Annotated in this window: 13 protein-coding genes; 10 read left to right on the plus strand and 3 right to left on the minus strand. The window is 66.1% G+C overall.

Going from position 1 to position 19,257, the window contains the following annotated elements; all coding sequences use genetic code 11:
- The first annotated feature begins 3 nt into the window (after window positions 1-3).
- The 3 genes from ACZ1J6_RS04130 to ACZ1J6_RS04140 are packed head-to-tail and all read left to right on the plus strand — an operon-like array spanning window position 4 to window position 8,179.
- The gene (locus ACZ1J6_RS04130) at window positions 4-6,444 is read left to right on the plus strand and encodes an SDR family NAD(P)-dependent oxidoreductase (RefSeq protein WP_465127431.1); all 6,441 of its coding nucleotides are present in this window, start codon (window positions 4-6) and stop codon (window positions 6,442-6,444) included.
- Entirely contained in the window at window positions 6,441-7,418 is a 978-nt protein-coding gene (locus tag ACZ1J6_RS04135; protein WP_431569003.1) for a glycosyltransferase family 2 protein, read from the plus strand. Before ACZ1J6_RS04130 ends, ACZ1J6_RS04135 begins: the two co-directional genes overlap by 4 nt.
- Before the next feature lie 47 nt (window positions 7,419-7,465).
- Window positions 7,466-8,179 (plus strand): 4'-phosphopantetheinyl transferase family protein, encoded by a 714-nt coding sequence (locus ACZ1J6_RS04140; RefSeq protein WP_465126981.1) that lies wholly within the window; start codon window positions 7,466-7,468, stop codon window positions 8,177-8,179.
- On the opposite strand, the gene ACZ1J6_RS04145 is transcribed toward ACZ1J6_RS04140, so the two are convergent.
- From ACZ1J6_RS04145 to ACZ1J6_RS04155, 3 genes are all read right to left on the minus strand, one after another.
- The gene (locus ACZ1J6_RS04145) at window positions 8,145-8,372 is read right to left on the minus strand and encodes a response regulator transcription factor (protein ID WP_031342197.1); all 228 of its coding nucleotides are present in this window, start codon (window positions 8,370-8,372) and stop codon (window positions 8,145-8,147) included. The genes ACZ1J6_RS04140 and ACZ1J6_RS04145 overlap by 35 nt on opposite strands.
- Window positions 8,373-8,638: 266 nt before the next feature.
- Window positions 8,639-9,397, minus strand: a complete 759-nt coding sequence (locus tag ACZ1J6_RS04150; protein WP_431569001.1) for a LuxR C-terminal-related transcriptional regulator — start codon at window positions 9,395-9,397, stop codon at window positions 8,639-8,641.
- Window positions 9,398-9,599: 202 nt separating this feature from the next.
- Complete coding sequence (locus tag ACZ1J6_RS04155; protein WP_431569000.1) at window positions 9,600-10,667, minus strand: acyltransferase family protein; 1,068 nt, start codon at window positions 10,665-10,667, stop codon at window positions 9,600-9,602.
- Between the two features lie 203 nt (window positions 10,668-10,870).
- Between ACZ1J6_RS04155 and ACZ1J6_RS04160 the strand changes: the two genes are divergently transcribed.
- From ACZ1J6_RS04160 to ACZ1J6_RS04190, 7 genes are all read left to right on the plus strand, one after another.
- Window positions 10,871-12,031 (plus strand): hypothetical protein, encoded by a 1,161-nt coding sequence (locus ACZ1J6_RS04160; protein WP_431568999.1) that lies wholly within the window; start codon window positions 10,871-10,873, stop codon window positions 12,029-12,031.
- Window positions 12,032-12,113: 82 nt separating this feature from the next.
- Window positions 12,114-12,911, plus strand: a complete 798-nt coding sequence (locus ACZ1J6_RS04165; RefSeq protein ID WP_431568998.1) for a transporter — start codon at window positions 12,114-12,116, stop codon at window positions 12,909-12,911.
- A gap of 209 nt (window positions 12,912-13,120) precedes the next feature.
- Window positions 13,121-17,281: a molybdopterin-dependent oxidoreductase gene (locus tag ACZ1J6_RS04170; protein ID WP_431568997.1), complete on the plus strand. Its 4,161-nt coding sequence runs from the start codon at window positions 13,121-13,123 to the stop codon at window positions 17,279-17,281.
- Between the two features lie 83 nt (window positions 17,282-17,364).
- A complete protein-coding gene (locus ACZ1J6_RS04175) occupies window positions 17,365-17,568 on the plus strand; it encodes a hypothetical protein (protein ID WP_431568996.1) in 204 nt (67 codons plus the stop codon).
- Window positions 17,569-17,628: 60 nt separating this feature from the next.
- Window positions 17,629-17,886, plus strand: a complete 258-nt coding sequence (locus tag ACZ1J6_RS04180; RefSeq protein WP_431568995.1) for a hypothetical protein — start codon at window positions 17,629-17,631, stop codon at window positions 17,884-17,886.
- A 67-nt stretch (window positions 17,887-17,953) separates the two neighbouring features.
- On the plus strand, window positions 17,954-18,601 hold the full coding sequence (locus tag ACZ1J6_RS04185) for a YbhB/YbcL family Raf kinase inhibitor-like protein (protein ID WP_431568994.1): 648 nt from the start codon (window positions 17,954-17,956) through the stop codon (window positions 18,599-18,601).
- A gap of 172 nt (window positions 18,602-18,773) precedes the next feature.
- Window positions 18,774-19,067, plus strand: a complete 294-nt coding sequence (locus ACZ1J6_RS04190) for a plasmid stabilization protein (protein WP_132265634.1) — start codon at window positions 18,774-18,776, stop codon at window positions 19,065-19,067.
- The last annotated feature ends 190 nt before the right edge of the window (window positions 19,068-19,257 follow it).

Raw genomic sequence — 19,257 nt, forward strand, 5'->3', positions numbered from 1 at the left:
ACGATGGACCAGGCATTCGGTTCTTTCGAAGACCGGGACGGCGCGCCTGACGCCAGCTCCATCGCCATCGTCGGCATGGCCTGCCGATTTGCGGGCGCACGAAGCCCGGACGCATTCTGGGACATGCTGCGTCAAGGGCGCGAGGGGATCGAGACCTTCAGCGAGGACGAACTGATCGCGGCCGGTGTCAGTCCCGCACTCTTGCGCAATCCCCACTATGTCCGGCGCGGGGCCCCACTGGAAGACATGGAATGCTTCGACGCCGCGCTGTTCGGTCTCAGCCAGCGCGACGCCGCGATCATGGACCCGCAGCACCGGCATTTTCTCGAATGCTCGTGGGAGGCACTGGAAGATGCCGGGCACACGCCCCAGGGCTTCGGCGGGGTGATCGGCGTCTTCGCGGGGTCCGGGCACAACGCCTACATGCCGTACAACCTGCTCGGCAACCGGCGGTTGGTGCGGGACACCGGCCTGTTCCTGTTGCGCCACACCGGGAACGACAAGGACTTCCTGACGACCCGCGCCTCCTATCTGCTCGACCTCAAGGGGCCGAGCATCAATGTCCAGACCGCGTGCTCGACTTCGCTGGTGGCGATCCACATGGCCGCGCAGAGCCTGCTCTCCGGCGAATGCGACATGGCGCTGGCGGGCGGGGTCTCGATCGAACTGCCGCACCGCCAGGGCTATCTCTATGAGCCCGGCGAAATTCTCTCACCCGACGGAAAGTGCCGGCCTTTCGATGCCGGCTCGCAAGGAACCGTGTTCGGCAGCGGCGTCGCCATACTGGCCCTGCGCCGCCTGGCCGACGCCATCGAAAGCGGCGACCATATCCACGCGGTGCTGCGCGGATCGGCGATCAACAACGACGGAAGCGGCAAAGTGGGCTATCTCGCGCCGGGCGTCGAAGGTCAGGCCGCCGTGATTGCAGAGGCGCTGGCGGTCTCCGGTGTCGATCCGTCCGAGGTCGACTACGTGGAAGCTCATGGCACCGGCACGCCTATCGGCGACCCCATCGAAGTGGCCGCGCTCACGCAAGTCTTCCGGCAATCCGCCCCCCGGACAAGGCCCTGTGGGCTCGGCTCGGTCAAGGCCAATATCGGTCATACCGACACGGCAGCGGGTGCTGCCGGGGTCATCAAGGTGGCGCTGGCGATGCGTCACGAGGAACTTCCCGCAGTGCCTCATTTCGAGGCGCCCAATCCTGACTGCGCATTCGCTACGAGCCCGCTGCGCATCCAGGATTCGCGGGAAGCCTGGCCCCGGCGCGATAACAGCCCCCGTCGCGCCGGGGTCAGTTCACTCGGCGTGGGCGGGACCAACGCTCATGTCGTGATGGAAGAAGCCCCGCTGCGCAGGGAAGGCACGCCGGGCCGCCGTCACCAGTTGCTGATATCCTCGGGCCAGAGCGAAGCGGCGCTGGCCGCGAACCTCGCGGCGCTGGCCGGGCATGTTACCGCAAGGCCGGACCTTTCTCTGGCCGACGCGGCGTTCACTCTGAGCACTGGACGGCGTGAGCTGCCCATGCGCGGTTTCGCCGTGGCCGCCGGTGAGGCGCCCGAGGCTATGGCGGCGGCGCTGACCGCAGCGGCCGAGGCCAAGGGCCAGGGAGCGGCAATTCCCGGCCGGAGCGTGGCCTTTCTGTTCTGCGGCGGCGGTCCCCAGCATGTCGACATGGCGCGCGGACTCTACGAAAGCGAGCCGCTATTTCGCGCTCAGGTCGATCGCGGGCTGGACCTGCTGGACCGGATCGCCCCGAACGCGCTGCGCCGCTGGCTCTTTCCCAACGAGGCCGACCGCGCGAATGCCGCCGCCGAACTGGAGCGGCCCTCGCTCGCCTTGCCCGCGCTGTTCATCGTCCAGACCGCACTCGCACGGCTCTGGATCTCGCTGGGCGTCGAGCCGGCCGCGATGATCGGCCACAGCTGCGGCGAATATGCAGCGGCGCACATTTCCGGGGTGATCGACCTCGAAAGCGGACTGCGCATCGTCCAGGCGCGCGGCATGCTGTTCGAGCAGACCGGCGCTGGAGCCATGCTCGGCGTCGCGATGGCGGAAGAGGAACTGGCACCGCTCTTGCCGCCCGACTTGTCGATCGCGACGATCAACGGTCCGCGCCTATGCGTCGTCTCCGGCGTGGCACCGGCGATCGCGCAGTTTCGCGAGACGCTGGCCGCGCGCGAAATCGAAGCCCAGCCAATCCCGATCACGGTCGCCGCGCACTCGCCCATGCTCGATCCGATCCTGCCCGCGTTCCGCACTATGCTGGCGGCAATCACCTTCCACGCGCCGCGCATTCCCTTCGCCTCCAATCTCACCGGAGACTGGGTGCAGGCGGCCGAAGCGACCGATCCCGGGTACTGGGTCCGCCACTTGCGCGAACCGGTGCGCTTCACTGACGGTCTGCAATGCCTGCTGAGCGATCCCCAGCGGGTTCTTCTGGAAGTCGGCCCCGGCCGGTCTATCACGAGCCTGGCGCGGCAGCATCCGGGACGCGGAGCCTTGCAGCCCGTCGTCAATTCGATGCGTCACCCCGATCAGGACATCCCCGACGACGCCCGCTTCCTGCAGGCATTGGGCGAGTTGTGGTCACTGGGCGTCGCGGTGAACTGGACCGCTTTCTGGAGCGGGGAGCGCCGCTTGCGCCTGCCGCTGCCGACATACCGCTTCGACCGGCAGCGCCACTGGATCGAGCCGTCCGCCGCTATCGGCAGCGCCGGGGCTCACGATCTGGCCGAGGCCGATCCCGATACGCGGATGGAGCTTGCGGACTGGATCTACGAGCCGGTCTGGGCGCGGGAGGACGCTCCCGACCGAGAACCCGCGAAACAGCCGGCAATGGTGCTTTGCGACGATCGCGGCCTGTCCGACCGTCTGGTCGCGCGGCTGCGCGGTGCGGGCGTCGATGTCGTGACCGTGCGCGCCGGTCGGCGCCGCGCGGAACGCGATGTTGAGGATTTCGTCGTTCGCCCTTCACACCGCGAGGACTGGAACTGGCTGTTCGCGGCTCTTGCGGAACGCAGCCTGCTGCCCGGCCGGATCTATCACGCCTGGCTCGTGACCGGGGAGACCGGCGCCCCCCACGATGCACTGCTGGATCACGGTCTTTTCGCGCTCGCGGCGATGGCGCCGGAGCTTGCCGCGGCTTGCGACGGCGCCGAAGTGGAAGTCCTGCTGATCACCGACCACGCGCAGCGCATCGCCGGAGACCGCGATGTCGCGCCGATCAAGGCCACGGCACTCGGCGCGCGCAGAAGCCTCGCCACCGAGTATCCCGGCTTGCTGTTCCGCGCCGTGGATATCGAACCCGCAACGCAGCACGCTCTGGCGCTGGAAGGAACCGTGGACGCGCTGATCCGCGAGCCGGTGTCGGCAGATGGCCGGGACGTAGCCTTTCGGGCGGGCGAGCGGTGGGTGCTGGGCCATCGCGCCGCTTCTTCCGGCGCGCCCGCAGGGGGTGCCGGTTCCTGGCTCGCGCGAGGCGGAACCTATCTCATTACCGGTGGTCTCGGCGGCATCGGCCTGACCATCGCGCACCGCCTCGCGCGGACCTGCACGCCGAACATCGCGTTGCTCTCCCGCACCGCCTTGCCCGAACGCGCGCGTTGGAGCGCTTTGCTGGAGGCGGGTGATCTGCCACTGGCCGTGGAAGACAAGCTGCGGCAGATCGCGGCCCTTGAGGCGGCAGGCGCGCAAGTCGAACTCGTGGTTGCCGATGTCGGCGATCTGCGCGCTCTGCGCCGCGCCGTGCGCCGCGTCGAAGCCCGGTTCGGCAGGATATCCGGCGTCTTTCACACGGCGGGCGCGCTGGATGACGAACTGGTCGAGACCCGCAGCCGCTCGGCCATGGAGGCCGTGCTGCGGCCGAAGATCGCGGGCACTCTGGCCCTCGAGCAGGCCATGGCGGGGCGGCCTCCCGAATTCCTGATGCTCTTCTCGTCGATCAGTGCCTTTGCCGGGCTGCCGGGGCAGACCGACTATGCCGCGGCCAATGCTTTCCTGGATGCCTATGCCCAGTCGCGGCGGCACGATCCGGTCACGCGCGTGGTATCTGCCGGTTGGAGCCAATGGGCCGAAGTAGGCATGGCGGCCGCGCAGGGCGGACGGCAGGGGCCGGGGCAGGGCGTCGGAACCGGACTCGCAGACGATCTCGGCAAGGGTCGTCCTTTCGCGCACCCGTTCCTGACGCGTGCGCATTCCCTTTCGCACGGCGAGTTCGTGCTGGTCGGAACGCTCTCGCCCGAACAACACTGGGTGCTGGATGAGCACCGGATGATCCGCGAGCAGCAATCGGCAGGCGCCTTGCTGCCGGGCACGGCTTACCTGGAGCTGTCCCGTGCCGCGGTGGCCATGGTCGAGCCGGGGCCGCTGGAGCTGAGCGATTTCACGTTTCTCGAACCTTTCTCCGTTGCCGACGGCGAAGCGCGGGATCTCAGGGTTCATGTGCGCAAGGAGGATGGCCCCACGGGGGAGGAGGGCTGGCGGGTCGCCGTGCTCGGTCGCTCTGCTGGGGATCGTGGGGCGTGGACGGAGCATGCCCGGGGGACCGTCAGCAGTAATGCGGCAGCGCCGCTCCGCGCCACGCTGGACCTCGATGCGATCGCGGCTCGGTGTCGGCCGGGCCGGGGTGGCAGTGAAGACCAGCCCCGTCTCCGCTTCGGGCCGCGCTGGCAGAACCTTTCGAAGACACTGATCGGACACGGCGAAGCGCTGCTCCATATCGACTTGCCGGCAGCCTTCGAAGGCGAGCTGGAACAGATCCTGCTGCACCCCGCCATGCTCGATTTCGCGACGGCGGGCGCGCAGTCGCTGATTCCCGGACGCGACCCCGAGCGCGATTTCCTTGCGCCTTTCACTTATCGCCGACTGGTGCTCCATGCACCGCTGCCGGCGCGGATCGTCAGCCATGTGCGCCATCGTCCGAACGCGAACGACGGCGGCCAGACGGCCGTGTTCGATGTCACGATCACCGATCCCGATGGAAGGGTGCTGGCGGAGGCCAGCGACTTCACGATGATCCGCACGGCGATGAACCTTTCCGCTGCGGCGTCTTCGTCAGGCTCCGTCGATGCGGCAGGTGTGCCCGAACCAGGACCCCGAGTGGGCATCCGTCCCGAGGAAGGCGCGGAAATCATCTCGCGCCTGCTTTCGGGGGCAGGGCGGCCGCATCTGGTGATTTCGCCCTACGATCTCCACGCGGTGCTCGCGGCCCTGCGGCAGCCGCCGAAGGCCGCCGCGACCGGTGTGGCCTGCGATCCCGCCGATGCTCCCCGAACCGAAACCGAGCGGGTCATCGCGGACTTGTGGTGCGATCTTCTGGGCGTGCCTGCGATCGGGCGAAACGACAACTTCTTCGACATGGGCGGCCATTCGCTGCTGGCCGTCCAGTTCACCAATCGCCTGCGCAAGCGCACCGGCAAGACGCTGCCCCTGGCGGCGATGCTGGGACAGCCGACCGTCGCCAACCTGGCGGCGATCGTCGATCCCGGCAGCCTGGCAGATCGACCGGCGGAGGCGGCGAATGCCGATCAGGCGCCGGTCGGCCTCGTCACCATCCGCAAGGGCGGGGCGCGCACTCCGCTGTTCTTCGTTCATGACGGGCTGGGCGAGACTTTGCTCTATCGCGGACTGGCCCTCAGGCTGGACAGGAGCCGTGACGTCGTGGGCATGGAGCCGCTCCGGCGCAGTGACGGCTCCTATGCCCATACCCGGATCGACGAGATGGCGGCATATTACGTGGCGAGGCTGCGCACGGTGCAGCCCGCCGGGCCCTATCTTCTCGCCGGGCTCTGCGCGGGCGGTGTCATTGCCTTCGAAATGGCCCGTCAGCTCCAGGATAGCGGGGAGCAGGTGGCCTTCGTGGGCATTATCGATGCCGCCGACGTGGAAGCGCGCAAGTTCCGGTTCCTCACGACCCGGTTGCGTCTTGCCCGCCTGCGCGGCCTCGTGACGCGGACGGGAGCCCTGGGCGTGCTGCCGGACATCGGACGGCGGGCCTGGAACGCCGCGCGCTGGGAGGTCGGCTCCCGCCTGCGGCAGGCCGAGGATCGCCGCACGGTACGAACGATGCGCGCGCACACGGCGGGAGCGAGCGAGCCGGGCGGACCGGCATCGATCCCCTTCCTCAAGCTCTATGAAGTCGCTCATAAGGAGCATCGTCCTGCCGGGATCTTCGAGGGCGGCACCGTGGCCCTGTTCAAGGCCGGCGACGATACCGGCCTGGTCGACGACACGCCCTACAGCCTGACATACCGCGACTATGCGCTCGGTTGGGGCAAGCGCGTACGCGATGAAATCGTGATCGTCGACATTCCGGGCGGACACAGCAGCAACCTCCAGGAACCTTACGTCGAGCGCCTTGCTCCCTTGTTCCAGGACGCGCTCGATGCCGCGCTGGCCTCTTTCGAACCACTGGCCCAGGACCTCATCGGGGTCGCGGCCGAATGAGTGATTACCGGCCGTTTCACGCCATCGACGTGGTCATCGTGAACTACCGGACGGCGCAACTGGTCGTCTCGTGCCTGGAAAGCCTGGCGGCCGAAGCGGGAGAAGGGTTGCAGCTGAGGGCCTTCGTGATCGACAACGATTCCCGCGACGGATCGGCCGACGCGATAGAGGCCGCCCTCCTGCAACAGGACTGGAACTGGGCGCGCGTCGTCCGCTCCCCGGTCAATGGCGGCTTCGGGGCGGGCAACAACCAGGGGATCGACCTTGCCCTGGCGCAGGAAAGACCGGCGGATCTGGTCTGGCTGCTCAATCCCGACACCCGCGTCATGCCCGGCGCGGCGCGCGCGCTGGCGCGTTTCATGGCGAGCACGCCGGCGGCCGGGCTGGTCGGAACGGCGCTGCTCGAAGCCGATGGAAGTCCCTGGCCTTTTGCCTTCCGGTTTCCCTCGATCCTGGGCGAGATCGAGCGGGGGCTGCGATGGAAGGCCAGTTCCCGTCTGCTGGCGCGCCACGCCCTGCTGCGAAGGATGGGGGACCGGCCGGAACGCGCGGATTGGGTCAGCGGCGCCAGCCTCGCCATCCGGCCTGCCCTGCTGTGGGAAGGCCTGCGCTTCGACGAGGGTTATTTTCTCTACTACGAGGAAACGGACTTGTGCCGCACGGTCCGCGGGCAAGGGTGGGAGTGCTGGTATCTGCCGCAGGCCTGCGTGCTTCACATCTCCGGCCAGAGCACCGGGATCACCGACCCGCAGGCAAAGCCGCGGCGGTTGCCGGCATATTGGTTCGAATCCCGTCGCCGCTATTTTCGCAAGAACCACGGCCGGATCTATGCGCTCCTCGCCGATCTCGCCTGGATGGCATCCCATTCGGTGTTTCTCGCCAAACAGGCCTTGCGCCGGGAGCAGAGCCTGGACCCGCCGCGACTCCTGGCCGATTTCGCGCGGCACAGTGCCTTCTTCCCGCGCCGCAGATGAACGGAACTGGCTGGGAAAGGGATGCGCGTTCGCTGGGGCTTGCGGCCGTGAGGCTTTCAGCGCCATTCGGCCTCTGGCGGATCACGGTCCCGGCCCGCGTCGATCCTCGGCTCGCGGCCTGCCTCTCCGACGAGGAACAGGCCCGGGCAGCACGGTTCCGCTTTCCCGAACTCGCCAACCGCTACCGTCTCGCGCATGGAGCCTTGCGCTTGCTGGGGGAATACTGGACCGGCATCCCGGCCGCCCGCCAGACTTACGAAGCCAATGCTCATGGCAAGCCGCTGCTCACGAATGCCCCGGAGGCAAAGTGCAGTCTCAGCTACAGCGGCGAAAGTATCGTTGTGGGCTGGTCGTGGAACCATGACATCGGCGTCGATGCCGAGCGTCTGCGGCCGATTGCCGAAGCGGCCGAACTGGCCGATCTCCATTGCACCGCGCGCGAGCGGCAGCGGCTCTCCGATAAGGACGCGTCCAGCTACAGCCGCGCGTTCCTGACGGTGTGGGTACGCAAGGAAGCCTGCGTGAAGGCGCTGGGACGCGGTCTTGCGATAGCACCTTCGTCATTCGATTGCGACGTTGACCCGGGGTCAGCTCTCGTTGAAATCGACGGCTCTCCTGTGGAGAGTCACGTCTACGACCTGAAGGACGACCTGCTGGTCGCCTGGGCCCGATGCATCCGGATGAGCCGGTCTGATCGGAACCATCGGCTTGTTCCTGCAGGCTCCGTTACTGGTGGAGCTGCAGGAGCCCTTCGCGGATGACATGAGCGATCATATGCGCACGATTACGTGTTCTGGTCTTGAGGCGCACGTTTTCGACATGCCGTTCGACCGTGCAGGGCGCAATGTTAAGCTCTATCGCCGTTTCCTTTGCAGACCGTCCCATGGCCACAAAGCGTAAGACATCCAATTCACGAGCGGTAAGTTGCACAGCTTCATTGTCAAATCTGTACATGAATTTCCCCCTACATTTCGATGATGATTATCGAACCCCCCTACCTTCCATTGAGACTTTTACCGAGCCTCAATGGCAAATGTTGCATTGGCGAAGATTCGAGTCACGCTATATTTTGGCGACGGGGGGCGGCCGTTTGGATTTAAACCGGGTTCAGGGACGATCGCATGAGCGTGGGGACTATCCCGATTCGACTGGATACTCATTCGTATAATCCGGGAGAGTTATGTTCACGATTGCACATAGCAAGCAATCGCGTGCCGGGATCACGACTGCAGGATGTCGCGCCGCGTGCTGTCGCCGTTGAGATGGTGGGGAAGGCCGGGCAGGGCGCTGGCGATCTGGCGGCCGCATATCATCCGGGCACGCCCCTGGTTGGCCAGCTCGCGCGCCAGCACGGCAGCCTGCGTTCGGTTGCTCACGGAAAGCTTTTTAAGCAAGGACTTGACCGTCGCCTTTACGGCCGATTCACTGATGCCGATATCGCGCGAAATCGTCTTGTTGGGCAGCCCGCGCTCTAGGGCACCCAGCACGTCCCATTCCCGGTCGCTGAGATCGTACCCTTGCGCGGTGCGTTGTTGCGCGGGAAATTCCGTGATGAGCAGCAGGTTGTCGAGCAGGGCGATAATCTCCGGCGGGGCCACCTTCTGGCCGACGGCCACCATCTGCATCATCGCCACGAGCGATTGATAGGGCACCTGATCGAGGAAATAAGCGTAAGCTCCGGCGGCGTAGATTGCGGCCATTTCGTTGAAATCGAAAGAGGAGACGAGCGCGACCACTCGCGCGTTCGGGAAATGGTGGAGGACACCGGTGATGACGGTGGCGCCCTCGTCGCCCAGCAGGGAGCCGCCTACCACGATCACATGCGCGGCTTCCGTTTCGCTGCGCGGCGACAAGCGCTCCAGAGCGTCGACCGACTCCGCCAGATCGAACCCGGAGTCCGAAAGAATGCGCCGAACCCCTTCCCGTATCAGCGAATTCCTGATGGCCACCGAGACCACCACCGATGTACCCGTCGTCATGATCGTTCGCAGGCCTCTCGTCTTGGTCGCATCCTGGGAAGATGCCTGAGGTCCGAGAAGATCCGTTCCGCCCAACAGAACCCGGAAAATACGAGTGCTAAGCCTCGTTCGCTAATTCTTAGATGAACCTACTGCGAACAGGCCGATTTTGACAGTTCCTCCTTTTGGGGAGGGTAATTCTCACCATGCGCTCACGCCCGGCTCATCTCGCCAGAGCCGGCGTTGCCGGACGCGCTTCGAGGCGCCGGATCATGCGGCGCAGCGGGCTTTCGAACCCCCGGTGCAGCACCCAGGCGAGCGCGATCACCATGGCGCAGGCCGTGAGCGAGGCGATCCAGTCGCTGGCGTCGGCGCTCAGGCCCCGGTGCAGCGCGGCAGTCCGCAGGCGCTCCACAAGGCCGATGGCCTGGAAATGCAGCAGGTAGATGCCGAAGGACACTTTACCCAGCAGCATGAACGGCGGCGAGGCGAAGAGCCGTTTCATCACGCCGCGGTCCTGCGCCAGGGTCGCAATCAACGCGATCAATGCCAGATAGGCGGGAAAGTCCGAGAGCGCCTGCGCCATCGTCGCCAGTACCATCAGCAGGACCGCACACTGGATGAGGTTGCCCGACAGCACCTGATTGAGAACGCCGTTGCGGTAGAGCCGGTGGAGCAATTGCCCGATGGTGAAACCGGCCAGGCACCGCACAAGGGTGTAAGGCGAGAAGAACAAGTCGAGTTCGCCTTTCGCGACAGGTGCGCCGATATAGTGGCGGCTTGCGGCGAATGTCATCGCCAGTACGGCCAGCAAGGCGGCGGCGCCCGTGATGAGTGCGGTCCGGCGGCTCGACCGCAGGCAGGCCATCGCGATCACGGGGAACAGAAGGTAGGTCACCATCTCGGTGCTCACCGACCATGCGGGCGGGTCCATGCTGGGCCAGTTGCCGAGCGCTTGCAGCATCACGAGATTGGCCGCCAGCGCGGACAGCGGCGCGCCCGGACTGCCGCTGCGACCCAGCGCCAGCACCAGGCATGCCAGCGTGGCCAGGAGATAGAGCGGATAGACCCGCGCCAGGCGGTGGAGGAGAAAGCTGCGCTGGCGGAATGTCCCGGCTTCCAGCGCCTGGCCATAGACATGGGCCATGACGAAGCCGCTCAGGATGAAGAACAGGTCCACCGCCAGATAGCCATGCAGCAGCATGGTTGAAAGCGGTCCGGTGGCGATCATCTTGAGGTGGAAGTGATAGAGCATGACGAACAGCGCGGCGGCGCCGCGTATGCCCGTCATCGGCCTGATTTCCGCTGCTGGCGTCATCATTGCATCCGCTACCCGGTTATTCGCATTGCCTTTCGGCATTGTCCTATCGGATGGCCGCGCGGGTAATCCGGGCTATCGCCCCCTGAGTTCTTGCCACGTTCGTGCCACGTTCTCGCCGCTGCGCGCGGGAGTTTGTGGTTGTCGGGCCAAGTCGCTGCGGTAAACATCGCCGGATGCGGACACGTTTCCTTATTGCTGCCGGACTGGCCCTGACGACACCGATGGTGCCTGCCGGCGCGCAGGACCGGAATGTCCCGGAAGCCGAAGCGCCGACTTCCGGGACTGACGAAAGCCGCAGGACCGGGACAGGCGTCGATACGGACTTCGTCGGGCATTACTATCTGTCGGGCGTCATGGAGACAGGGTCCGAAATGCTCCTGCGCCGCGACGGCACGTTCGAATGGTACATCTCGGTTGGCGCGCTGGACCAGTTCGCGCACGGGACCTGGCGCCGGGATGGCGCCGAAATCGTCCTGTCAGCCGACCGGCCGGTGCGGGATCGGCCGCTGTTCGCCTATCTGGACACCCAGCCCTGGTCGGCCCTGGCCGAGCAGGAGCGGCTGGCGCGCGATCGCGCTACGGCAGAAGATGCGGTGGAGGCGCGCTGCCCTTTCCTGGTCGATTCCATCGCCGCCGCCGAGCCGGTCGTCGAAACGGTCGAAGCGCCGGGCAGTCAGGTACAGGTGCCGCAGTCAGAGCGCGATGCCGCAGCGGATGCCGCGTTGACCGCGGCAGAGGAGGCCCGGGCGCGCATGGAGGAAGCGGCAAGCCGTATCCTGTCGGCCGGCACGCCTGTCGCCGACGATGCGGCGCAGGAGGCGCGGCAGGTAACGCTGGCCTGGCACGAGGCGCGCGACGGGGCCGAACGCACAGCGAGCGCCGCCGGAAGGTCCCGCCCGGACTTGCCCGACCCGGTGCTGCCCGATATGTGCCGAATGCCCGAGCCGGTTGCCGTCGATGAGCAGTCGCCCGACCAATGGCAGGGCGGCCTGGGTGTCCTGGTGATCGACCCCAAGTCCGGTAACGATGCGCGCGGTGTGCGGGTGGCGCTTCGGTTCGCGGACGGCCGGGAGAGCGAAGTGACCACCGCCGGGGAAGGACTGACCCTGGTGCCTGAGGGGGCGTCCGCAGACCTCGTCTCCGCCACCCTGAGCGCACCTTATGTTCCGGGGCGAGACATCGAAGTGCCTGTTCCGCCGGTCCGCTCGGGCGTGGTGCGGTTTTCCATCGATATCGAACAGATCATGGACCCACCCTTCGAACGGATGACGCTTCGCATCGACGGGGACGCGCTGCTGCCGGACGAACTGGGACGCGGACGCTACACCCGCTGATCAATCGTCACCCGGCCGGAGGCGCGCGGGAACAAGCGCCCGTAGCGGACGATTTGCACGGCAGTCGTCTATAAGGGCTGTTATGAAATTTCGCGCTTTCCTGTTCGTTGCCCTGATGGCCGCCCCGACGATGGCCGCCGCGCAGGGCCGTGACTATTGCCCCGATCGCCCCGGCATCGGCACCCCGGCCTGCACCATGGACGCGGGCCGCTTCTCGCTGGAAACCGGCCTTGGCGACTGGACGCTCAACCGTGATTCCACGCAGCGCGAGGATGTGTTCGTGGTCGGCGATTTCCTGCTGCGCATGGGCATTGCCGATCATGCGGAAGTCCAGGTCGGCTGGACCAGCCTGGGCTTTTCGCGCAGCCGCGACCGGACGACGGGCGAGGTCGAGCATCGCAGCGGCACCGGCGACCTGACGCTCGCCCTGCGGCGCAATCTTGCCAATCCTGACGGGTCGGGCTTCTCGGCCGCCGTCATGCCTTTCGTGTCGCTGCCCACGGGGCGCGAGCCGATCGGCGCGGGTGACTGGGGCGCTGGATTGCGTATCCCGCTGTCTTACGAAGTGACGTCCGCAATTTCGCTGGAGATGGTTCCCGAATTCGACGCCGACGTGAACGAGGACGGGCATGGCCGCCACTTCGCATTCGGAGACGTCGTCGGTGTGGCGGCCAAGCTGAGCGATGCCCTGACCGCCACGGCCGAGTATCAGTACCGCACCGTCCGGGAGCCGGGCGAGCATCACTCCGAGCATCTCTCGGGCCTGTCGCTGGGATGGCAGACTTCCGATCGCTTCCAGATCGACCTCGGCGCCAACGCGGGCCTGGACCGCGATGCCGAAGATCTCGAGATCTACATGGGTATCTCCCGCAGGTTCTGACGAGCGGCAGCGCTCCATGCTGCACTGCGAAACAGGGGCTTGCAGCCGCCCGGTCCTTACGGCAAGATAACGGTCAAATCGGAGCGAGACCCGCAAAGGCGCGGGGTTCTCTCCAGCAGTCCGCAAGGGCTGGCTAACAAGGCAACGACGCCACCGGTCGAACCTCGAAAAGGGTTCCGGCCGGTGGCGTTTTTTCGTTTGGGGAAGACGTGGCTAGCAGCAAGGTCAAGAGCGCATGTCCCTACTGCGGCGTCGGTTGCGGCATCGTGATGGAAGTGGCGGATGGGCGCATCGTCAAGGTGTCGGGCGACAAGAGCCATCCGACCAATTTCGGCCGGCTCTGCACCAAAGGCAGCAGTTGCCATGTCCCGGTAACCGCCCCCGGCAGGGCGGAAACCGCCTATGCCCGCATCGAGGGCAGCCGCGACCAGGGCGCGATCCCGATGGCAGAGGCGATCACACGAACGGCGCAGGGCCTGCGCGCGATCATCGATCGTGACGGGCCGGATGCAGTCTCTTTCTACGTCTCCGGCCAGATGTCGCTGGAGGCGCAATATCTGGCCAACAAGCTCTGCAAGGGCTTCATCGGCACCAACAACATCGAAAGCAATTCGCGCCTCTGCATGGCGAGCGCGGCCAGCGGCTACAAGCTTTCCATCGGCGCGGACGGGCCTCCCGGATCCTATGAGGACTTCGACAAGGCGGACCTGTTCTTCGTGATCGGGGCCAACATGGCAGACTGCCACCCGATCCTGTTCCTGCGGATGATGGACCGGGTGAAAGCTGGGGCAAAGCTGATCGTCGTCGATCCGCGCCGGAATGCCACGGCGGACAAGGCCGACCTGTTCCTGCAGGTGCGACCGGGCACCGATCTCGCCTTGCTGAACGGGCTGCTCCATCTGATCGCCGAGCAGGGCCACATCGACCCGGCGTTCATCGCCGCGCATACCGAGGGCTGGGAGGCCATGGCGACGTTCCTCTCCGATTATCCCCCGGCGACGGTTGCCGCGCTGACGGGGATTGCCGAAGCGGACTTGCGCCAGGCCGCGCAGTGGATCGGGACCGCGGGGGCATGGATGTCCTGCTGGACCATGGGGCTCAACCAGAGCACTCACGGCACCTGGAACACCAATGCAATCTGCAATTTGCATCTGGCGACCGGCGCGATCTGCCGCCCGGGCGCCGGGCCGTTCTCGCTGACCGGCCAGCCCAACGCCATGGGCGGTCGCGAGATGGGCTACATGGGGCCCGGTCTTCCGGGCCAGCGCGCCACCCCCAGCGAGGCGGACCGGCATTTCGTGGAGGATGCCTGGGACATTCCGCGCGGCACGCTGCGGGTGGAGGCTGGAGCAGGCACGGTTTCCATGTTCGAGGACATGGCCGCCGGCCGGATCAAGGCATGCTGGATCATCTGTACCAATCCCGTCGCCAGTGTGTCGAACCGCAAGACGGTGGTTGCCGGGCTCGAAGCCGCCGAACTCGTGATCGCGCAGGATGTCTTCGTCGATACCGAGACCAATCGCCATGCCGACCTGATCCTGCCCGGTGCGCTCTGGGCCGAGGCGGAAGGGGTGATGATCAATTCGGAGCGCAACCTCACCCTGATGCAGAAAGCCGTCGATCCTCCCGGAGAGGCGATGGCGGATTGGGAGATCATCGCCCGCGTGGCTTGCGAAATGGGTTATGCCCGGGCCTTCACTTATGGCTCGGCTGCCGATGTCTTCGAGGAAATCCGGGCCTTCTGGAACCCGCGGACCGGCTATGACATTCGCGGCGCCAGTTACGACCGCCTGCGCGAAACGCCGATGCAGTGGCCTTGTCCGCCCGAAGCGGGAAAAAATCGCAATCCGATACGCTACCTCAACGACGGCGTGAGCCAATCCGCCCGGATCGAGACCGACGGCAGCCGTCCCGCCATCGCGTTTCCGACCGAGAGCGGCAAGGCGCACTTCCTGCCGCGCCCGCACATGGACCCGGCCGAGATGCCGAATGTCGATTTCCCATTGGTGCTTAACACTGGCCGTCTCCAGCACCAGTGGCACACCCTGACCAAGACCGGCAAAGTGCCGACGCTGAACAAGCTCAATCCCGGTCCCTTCCTGGAAATCCACCCCGAAGATGCCGCCGCCCTCGGCATCGGCGAGGGGGACATGGTGGAACTGGCTTCGCGCCGGGGACGGGCCGTGCTCCCCGCCGTGGTGACGGACCGGGTCCGCCCCGGAAACTGCTTCGCGCCTTTCCACTGGAACGACGTTTTCGGCGAGGATCTCTGCGTCAATGCCGTGACCAACGACGCCGTGGACCCGATCTCGCTGCAGCCGGAATTCAAGTTCTCGGCCGTGGCGCTCACCCGGCTGTCGGGGCCGGTCGAGCAGGCTCCCTCGATTGCGGCACCGGAAGACATGACGAAGCCCTATTCCGCGGCCATTCCCGCCGCCCCGCGCCTTCTGCCGTCGCAGGCGGCCGCCATCGATGCTTTCGCGCAGGTTATGGGGCTGTCTCCGGGGGTTCCGCCCGTTCTCACGGCGGCAGAGGAAGGCTATCTGAGCGGCTTCATGACCGGCCTTCGCGCCAGCGAACCGGCTCATGCCGTGCCCCTTCTTCCCCCTGGGGCGCCGCTCGAAGGCGGCAAGCTGCACTACGTCAATGGCCTGCTAGCGGGCCTGTTCGCACGGGTGCCGCTGGCCGGTGACGAGATTGCCGGTTCCCCGGCGCTCGTTTCCGACACGGCGGGCGCGATGCCGGCCTCGCACGTCATGGTGCTCTGGGCCTCGCAGACCGGAACGGCGGAAGGATTCGCGGAACAATGCGCCCGGAAGCTGGAGGCCAGATCGTGCCGGGTGCGCCTGGCCTCGCTCGACAGCGTGAAACCCGCCGAACTGGCCGAGGCGGGAAGGGCGCTCATCATCGCCAGCACGTTCGGAGACGGCGATGCGCCCGACAACGGCGGCACCTTCTGGTCGGCGCTGGAAGCCGGGGCGCCGACCGGGCTGGACGCGCTGCGTTACTCGGTGCTGGCCTTCGGGGACTCGAGCTACGACCAGTTCTGCGGGTTTGGCCGTAAGCTGGATGCGAAACTGGAGGAACTGGGCGCGCAGCGGATCGCCGCCCGTGCGGACTGCGAGCCGGACTACGAGGAAGTGGCCGGCCAGTGGCTGGAAACGGTCATCGGCGCCATGCTTTCGGATGTCCCGCCTGTACCATCACCCGCCGTTCCTGCAGCAGCGCCCATAGTGACCGGACCCGGCGCTCCCTATAGCCGGAAAGCACCGCTGCGCACCCGCATGGTGCGCAACTCCATGCTGAGCGGCCTTGGCGCCGCGAAGGAAGTTCGCCAGTTCGGGTTCAACCTGACGGGCCATGACTTCGCCTACAAAGCCGGGGATGCTCTTGGCGTGTGGCCCGTCAACTGTCCCGCCCTGTCTTCGGAAATCCTGGATTTACTGGAACTTGCGCCCGATAGCTTGGTAACTGTCAAGGATGTTGGGGACGTGCCGCTCTACGAAGCGCTCCTGCGGCACTGGGACATCGCCAAGCCCACGCGTAACATTCTGGAACTCGTTGCCGAGCGCTTGCCCGAAGCGGCTTTCGTGCCGCTGCTCGATCCCGAGAGGAAGCCCGAATACGATCGCTTCCTTCGCGAACACCAGATCGCCGACGTGCTGCATGAGACCGGAGCGCGCCTGACGCTCAGCGATCTCATGAAAGTCATGCGGCCGATCCAGCCGCGGTTCTATTCCATCGCCTCCAGCCCTCATGCCCAGCCCGATGAAGTGCAGTTGACCGTTTCCGTGCTGCGCTACGCCAACAAGGGGCGGCGGCGCGGCGGGGTTTGCTCGGCGTTCATGGCGGACCGGGCGGAAGAGCTGGGGGCGGGGCTGTTCCTGCAATCCTCGGCGCACTTCCGGCCGCCTGCCGATCCCTCGCGCGCCGCAATCATGGTCGGCCCGGGCACGGGGATCGCACCTTTCCGGGGTTTCCTGCAGGACCGTCTGGCGACCGGCGCGACCGGCAGCAACTGGCTGTTCTTCGGAGAGCAGCACGAAGCGACCGATTTCTATTACCGGGAGGAGATCGACGCCTGGCGCCGCTCTGGCCATCTCGACCGGCTGAGCCTGGCGTTCTCCCGCGACCAGGCCGAGAAGATCTACGTGCAGGATCGCATGGTGGAAGAAGGTGCGGAGCTGTGGCGCTGGATAGAGGGCGGCGCCAACTTCTACGTCTGCGGCGATGCGGGGCGCATGGCCAAGGACGTCGACCTCGCGCTTCGTCGCATCGTTGCCACGCATGGCGGAATGAAGCCCGACGCGGCCGAGGACTATGTCGCCCAGATGCGCGAGGATCGGCGATACCTCCGCGATGTCTACTGAGCGCTATTGAAAGGTGGCCGCCCGGAGGCGGAAACCTCTGCCGGACCCCGCGCGTTGCCTTGGCAAGCGTGTGGAGAGCAGTGATGACAGCAAGGGAATTCCGACCGCGGCTTGACGAGGCATCCCCGGATACCCCGCCATCGGAACTCGTCGTGCTCTGCGCTGGGGAAACCCCCATTCCCGAGCCAGTCAGCGGCAAGGCGCGGGCCTTCCTCGTGTGGATGCTCTCCCGCCGCGATGCCCGCCGTGGCCACTTGGCAGTGGACTGGCCCGAACTCGCTTCCTGAGCCTGCTGGAACCAGCGAGCGAATGGCGAGTTCGGTGGTTCTCTCGACAAGGAGTGCATCATGCCGATTGCGAAGTTTGAAACCCCAGACGGTGACGAGATCGAGGTCGATCCGGCCGACGTGGTCAACATTTCCGAAGGCCGCGAGGACGAGACGACCATCATCGAACTGGACGATGGCGACGAAGTCGTTGTTGTGGCGACGCGGCTGGAAGTGGCCGCGGAACTCGGCCTTGACCCGCTCGATTTCGTGGATCCCGACGAAGACGACGAGCCCGCCGAGGAGTACGATGACGACGACGAAAGCGACTCCGAATAACGGCCGATAACAGCGACTGACTAAGGGGAAGCGCCCTAGGGCGCTTCCCGCGAACTCTGGAGATGATATGCTCGAACATGTTCCCCGCTGGCTCGGCGCGCTGATGACCAACGTGCGGGCAGGCCATTCCAAGCTCGCCATCGTCCAGGAGGAAGTGACGCGCGGCGCCGGGTTCATCGACCTGTCCAGCCCGGCCTTCGCCAACGGTACACGGCTTCCCCTGCGTTTCACCGCCGATGGCGAAGGGGTTTCTCCCCCGCTGGTCTGGGGGGATGTTCCGGAGGGAACGGTCAGCCTGGTGCTGCTGGTCGAGGATCCGGACGCTCCGGCAGCCAGTCCGCTGGTCCACGCGCTGGTTTGGAACCTCCCGCCCACGGAACGCCGCCTGACGGAAGGGGAGATCGTAGCCGACGGTATCGGAGGCCCTGACGGCCGCGACGTGGGGCGTAACAGCTATTTCCTGGAAGGCTGGCTTCCGCCCGACCCGCCACCGGGTCATGGGCTGCATGATTATGTCTTCCAGCTCTTCGCGCTTTCCGAGGTGATCGACGTGGATGACAATCCCGGACGGTCGGAAGTGGTCAGTGCGATCAGCGGCCGCGTGCTTGCCGCCGGAATGCTCGTAGGGAACTATTCGCGCGATGAGCCGGCCCAGGTGGAGGATGCTGCCGAAGCGCCATTGATGGCCGGCACTCCGGGCATCCAGGCCGCCTGACGCCTGTAGAACCGAAGCGGGCGCGCTCTCCGAAAGGGGAGTGCGCCCGTCGCGCATCTGATGCTGCTCCGGGAACTGCGTGTCACCGGCCAAATTCGGGATACGCATAAGGGGCGTCGCCGTTGTTCTCAGAGACTGGCGCAGCACGGCGCCCCAGCATCCGGAGAATGTCATGCCGCAAGGTGACAAGAGCAGCTACACCGACAAGCAAAAGCGCAAGGCCGAACATATCGAGGAAGGCTACGAAGATCGCGGCGTCAGCCACAAGGAAGCAGAACGGCGCGCCTGGGCTACCGTGAACAAGGAATCGGGCGGCGGCAACAAGTCGGGCTCCGGTCGCGGCAAGCCCGACACCCATGCCTCGTCATCGCGCGGGGGCAAGGCGCACAAGTCCGGTTCGCCGGAGCAGCGCTCCGCTGCCGCGCGCAAGGGCTGGGAAACCCGCAGGCGGAACGGGAACGGCTGAAGCGTTGCGTGATGAAGGATCTGCGCCGACACGCCCCGCTCTAATCCTTTCAGAATCCACACTAACCCTTGTTGCTGCTTGCCGGGCACAAAGGGCGAGCGCGCCTTCGGAGGCGGGCGCTGGACGATCTCTATAGTATAATGGCGGGTCTCGGTGACTTCGCCTAAGTTCGTCCACGGATTGCCAATTA

Source organism: Novosphingobium sp. BL-S-21 (assembly GCF_055521655.1).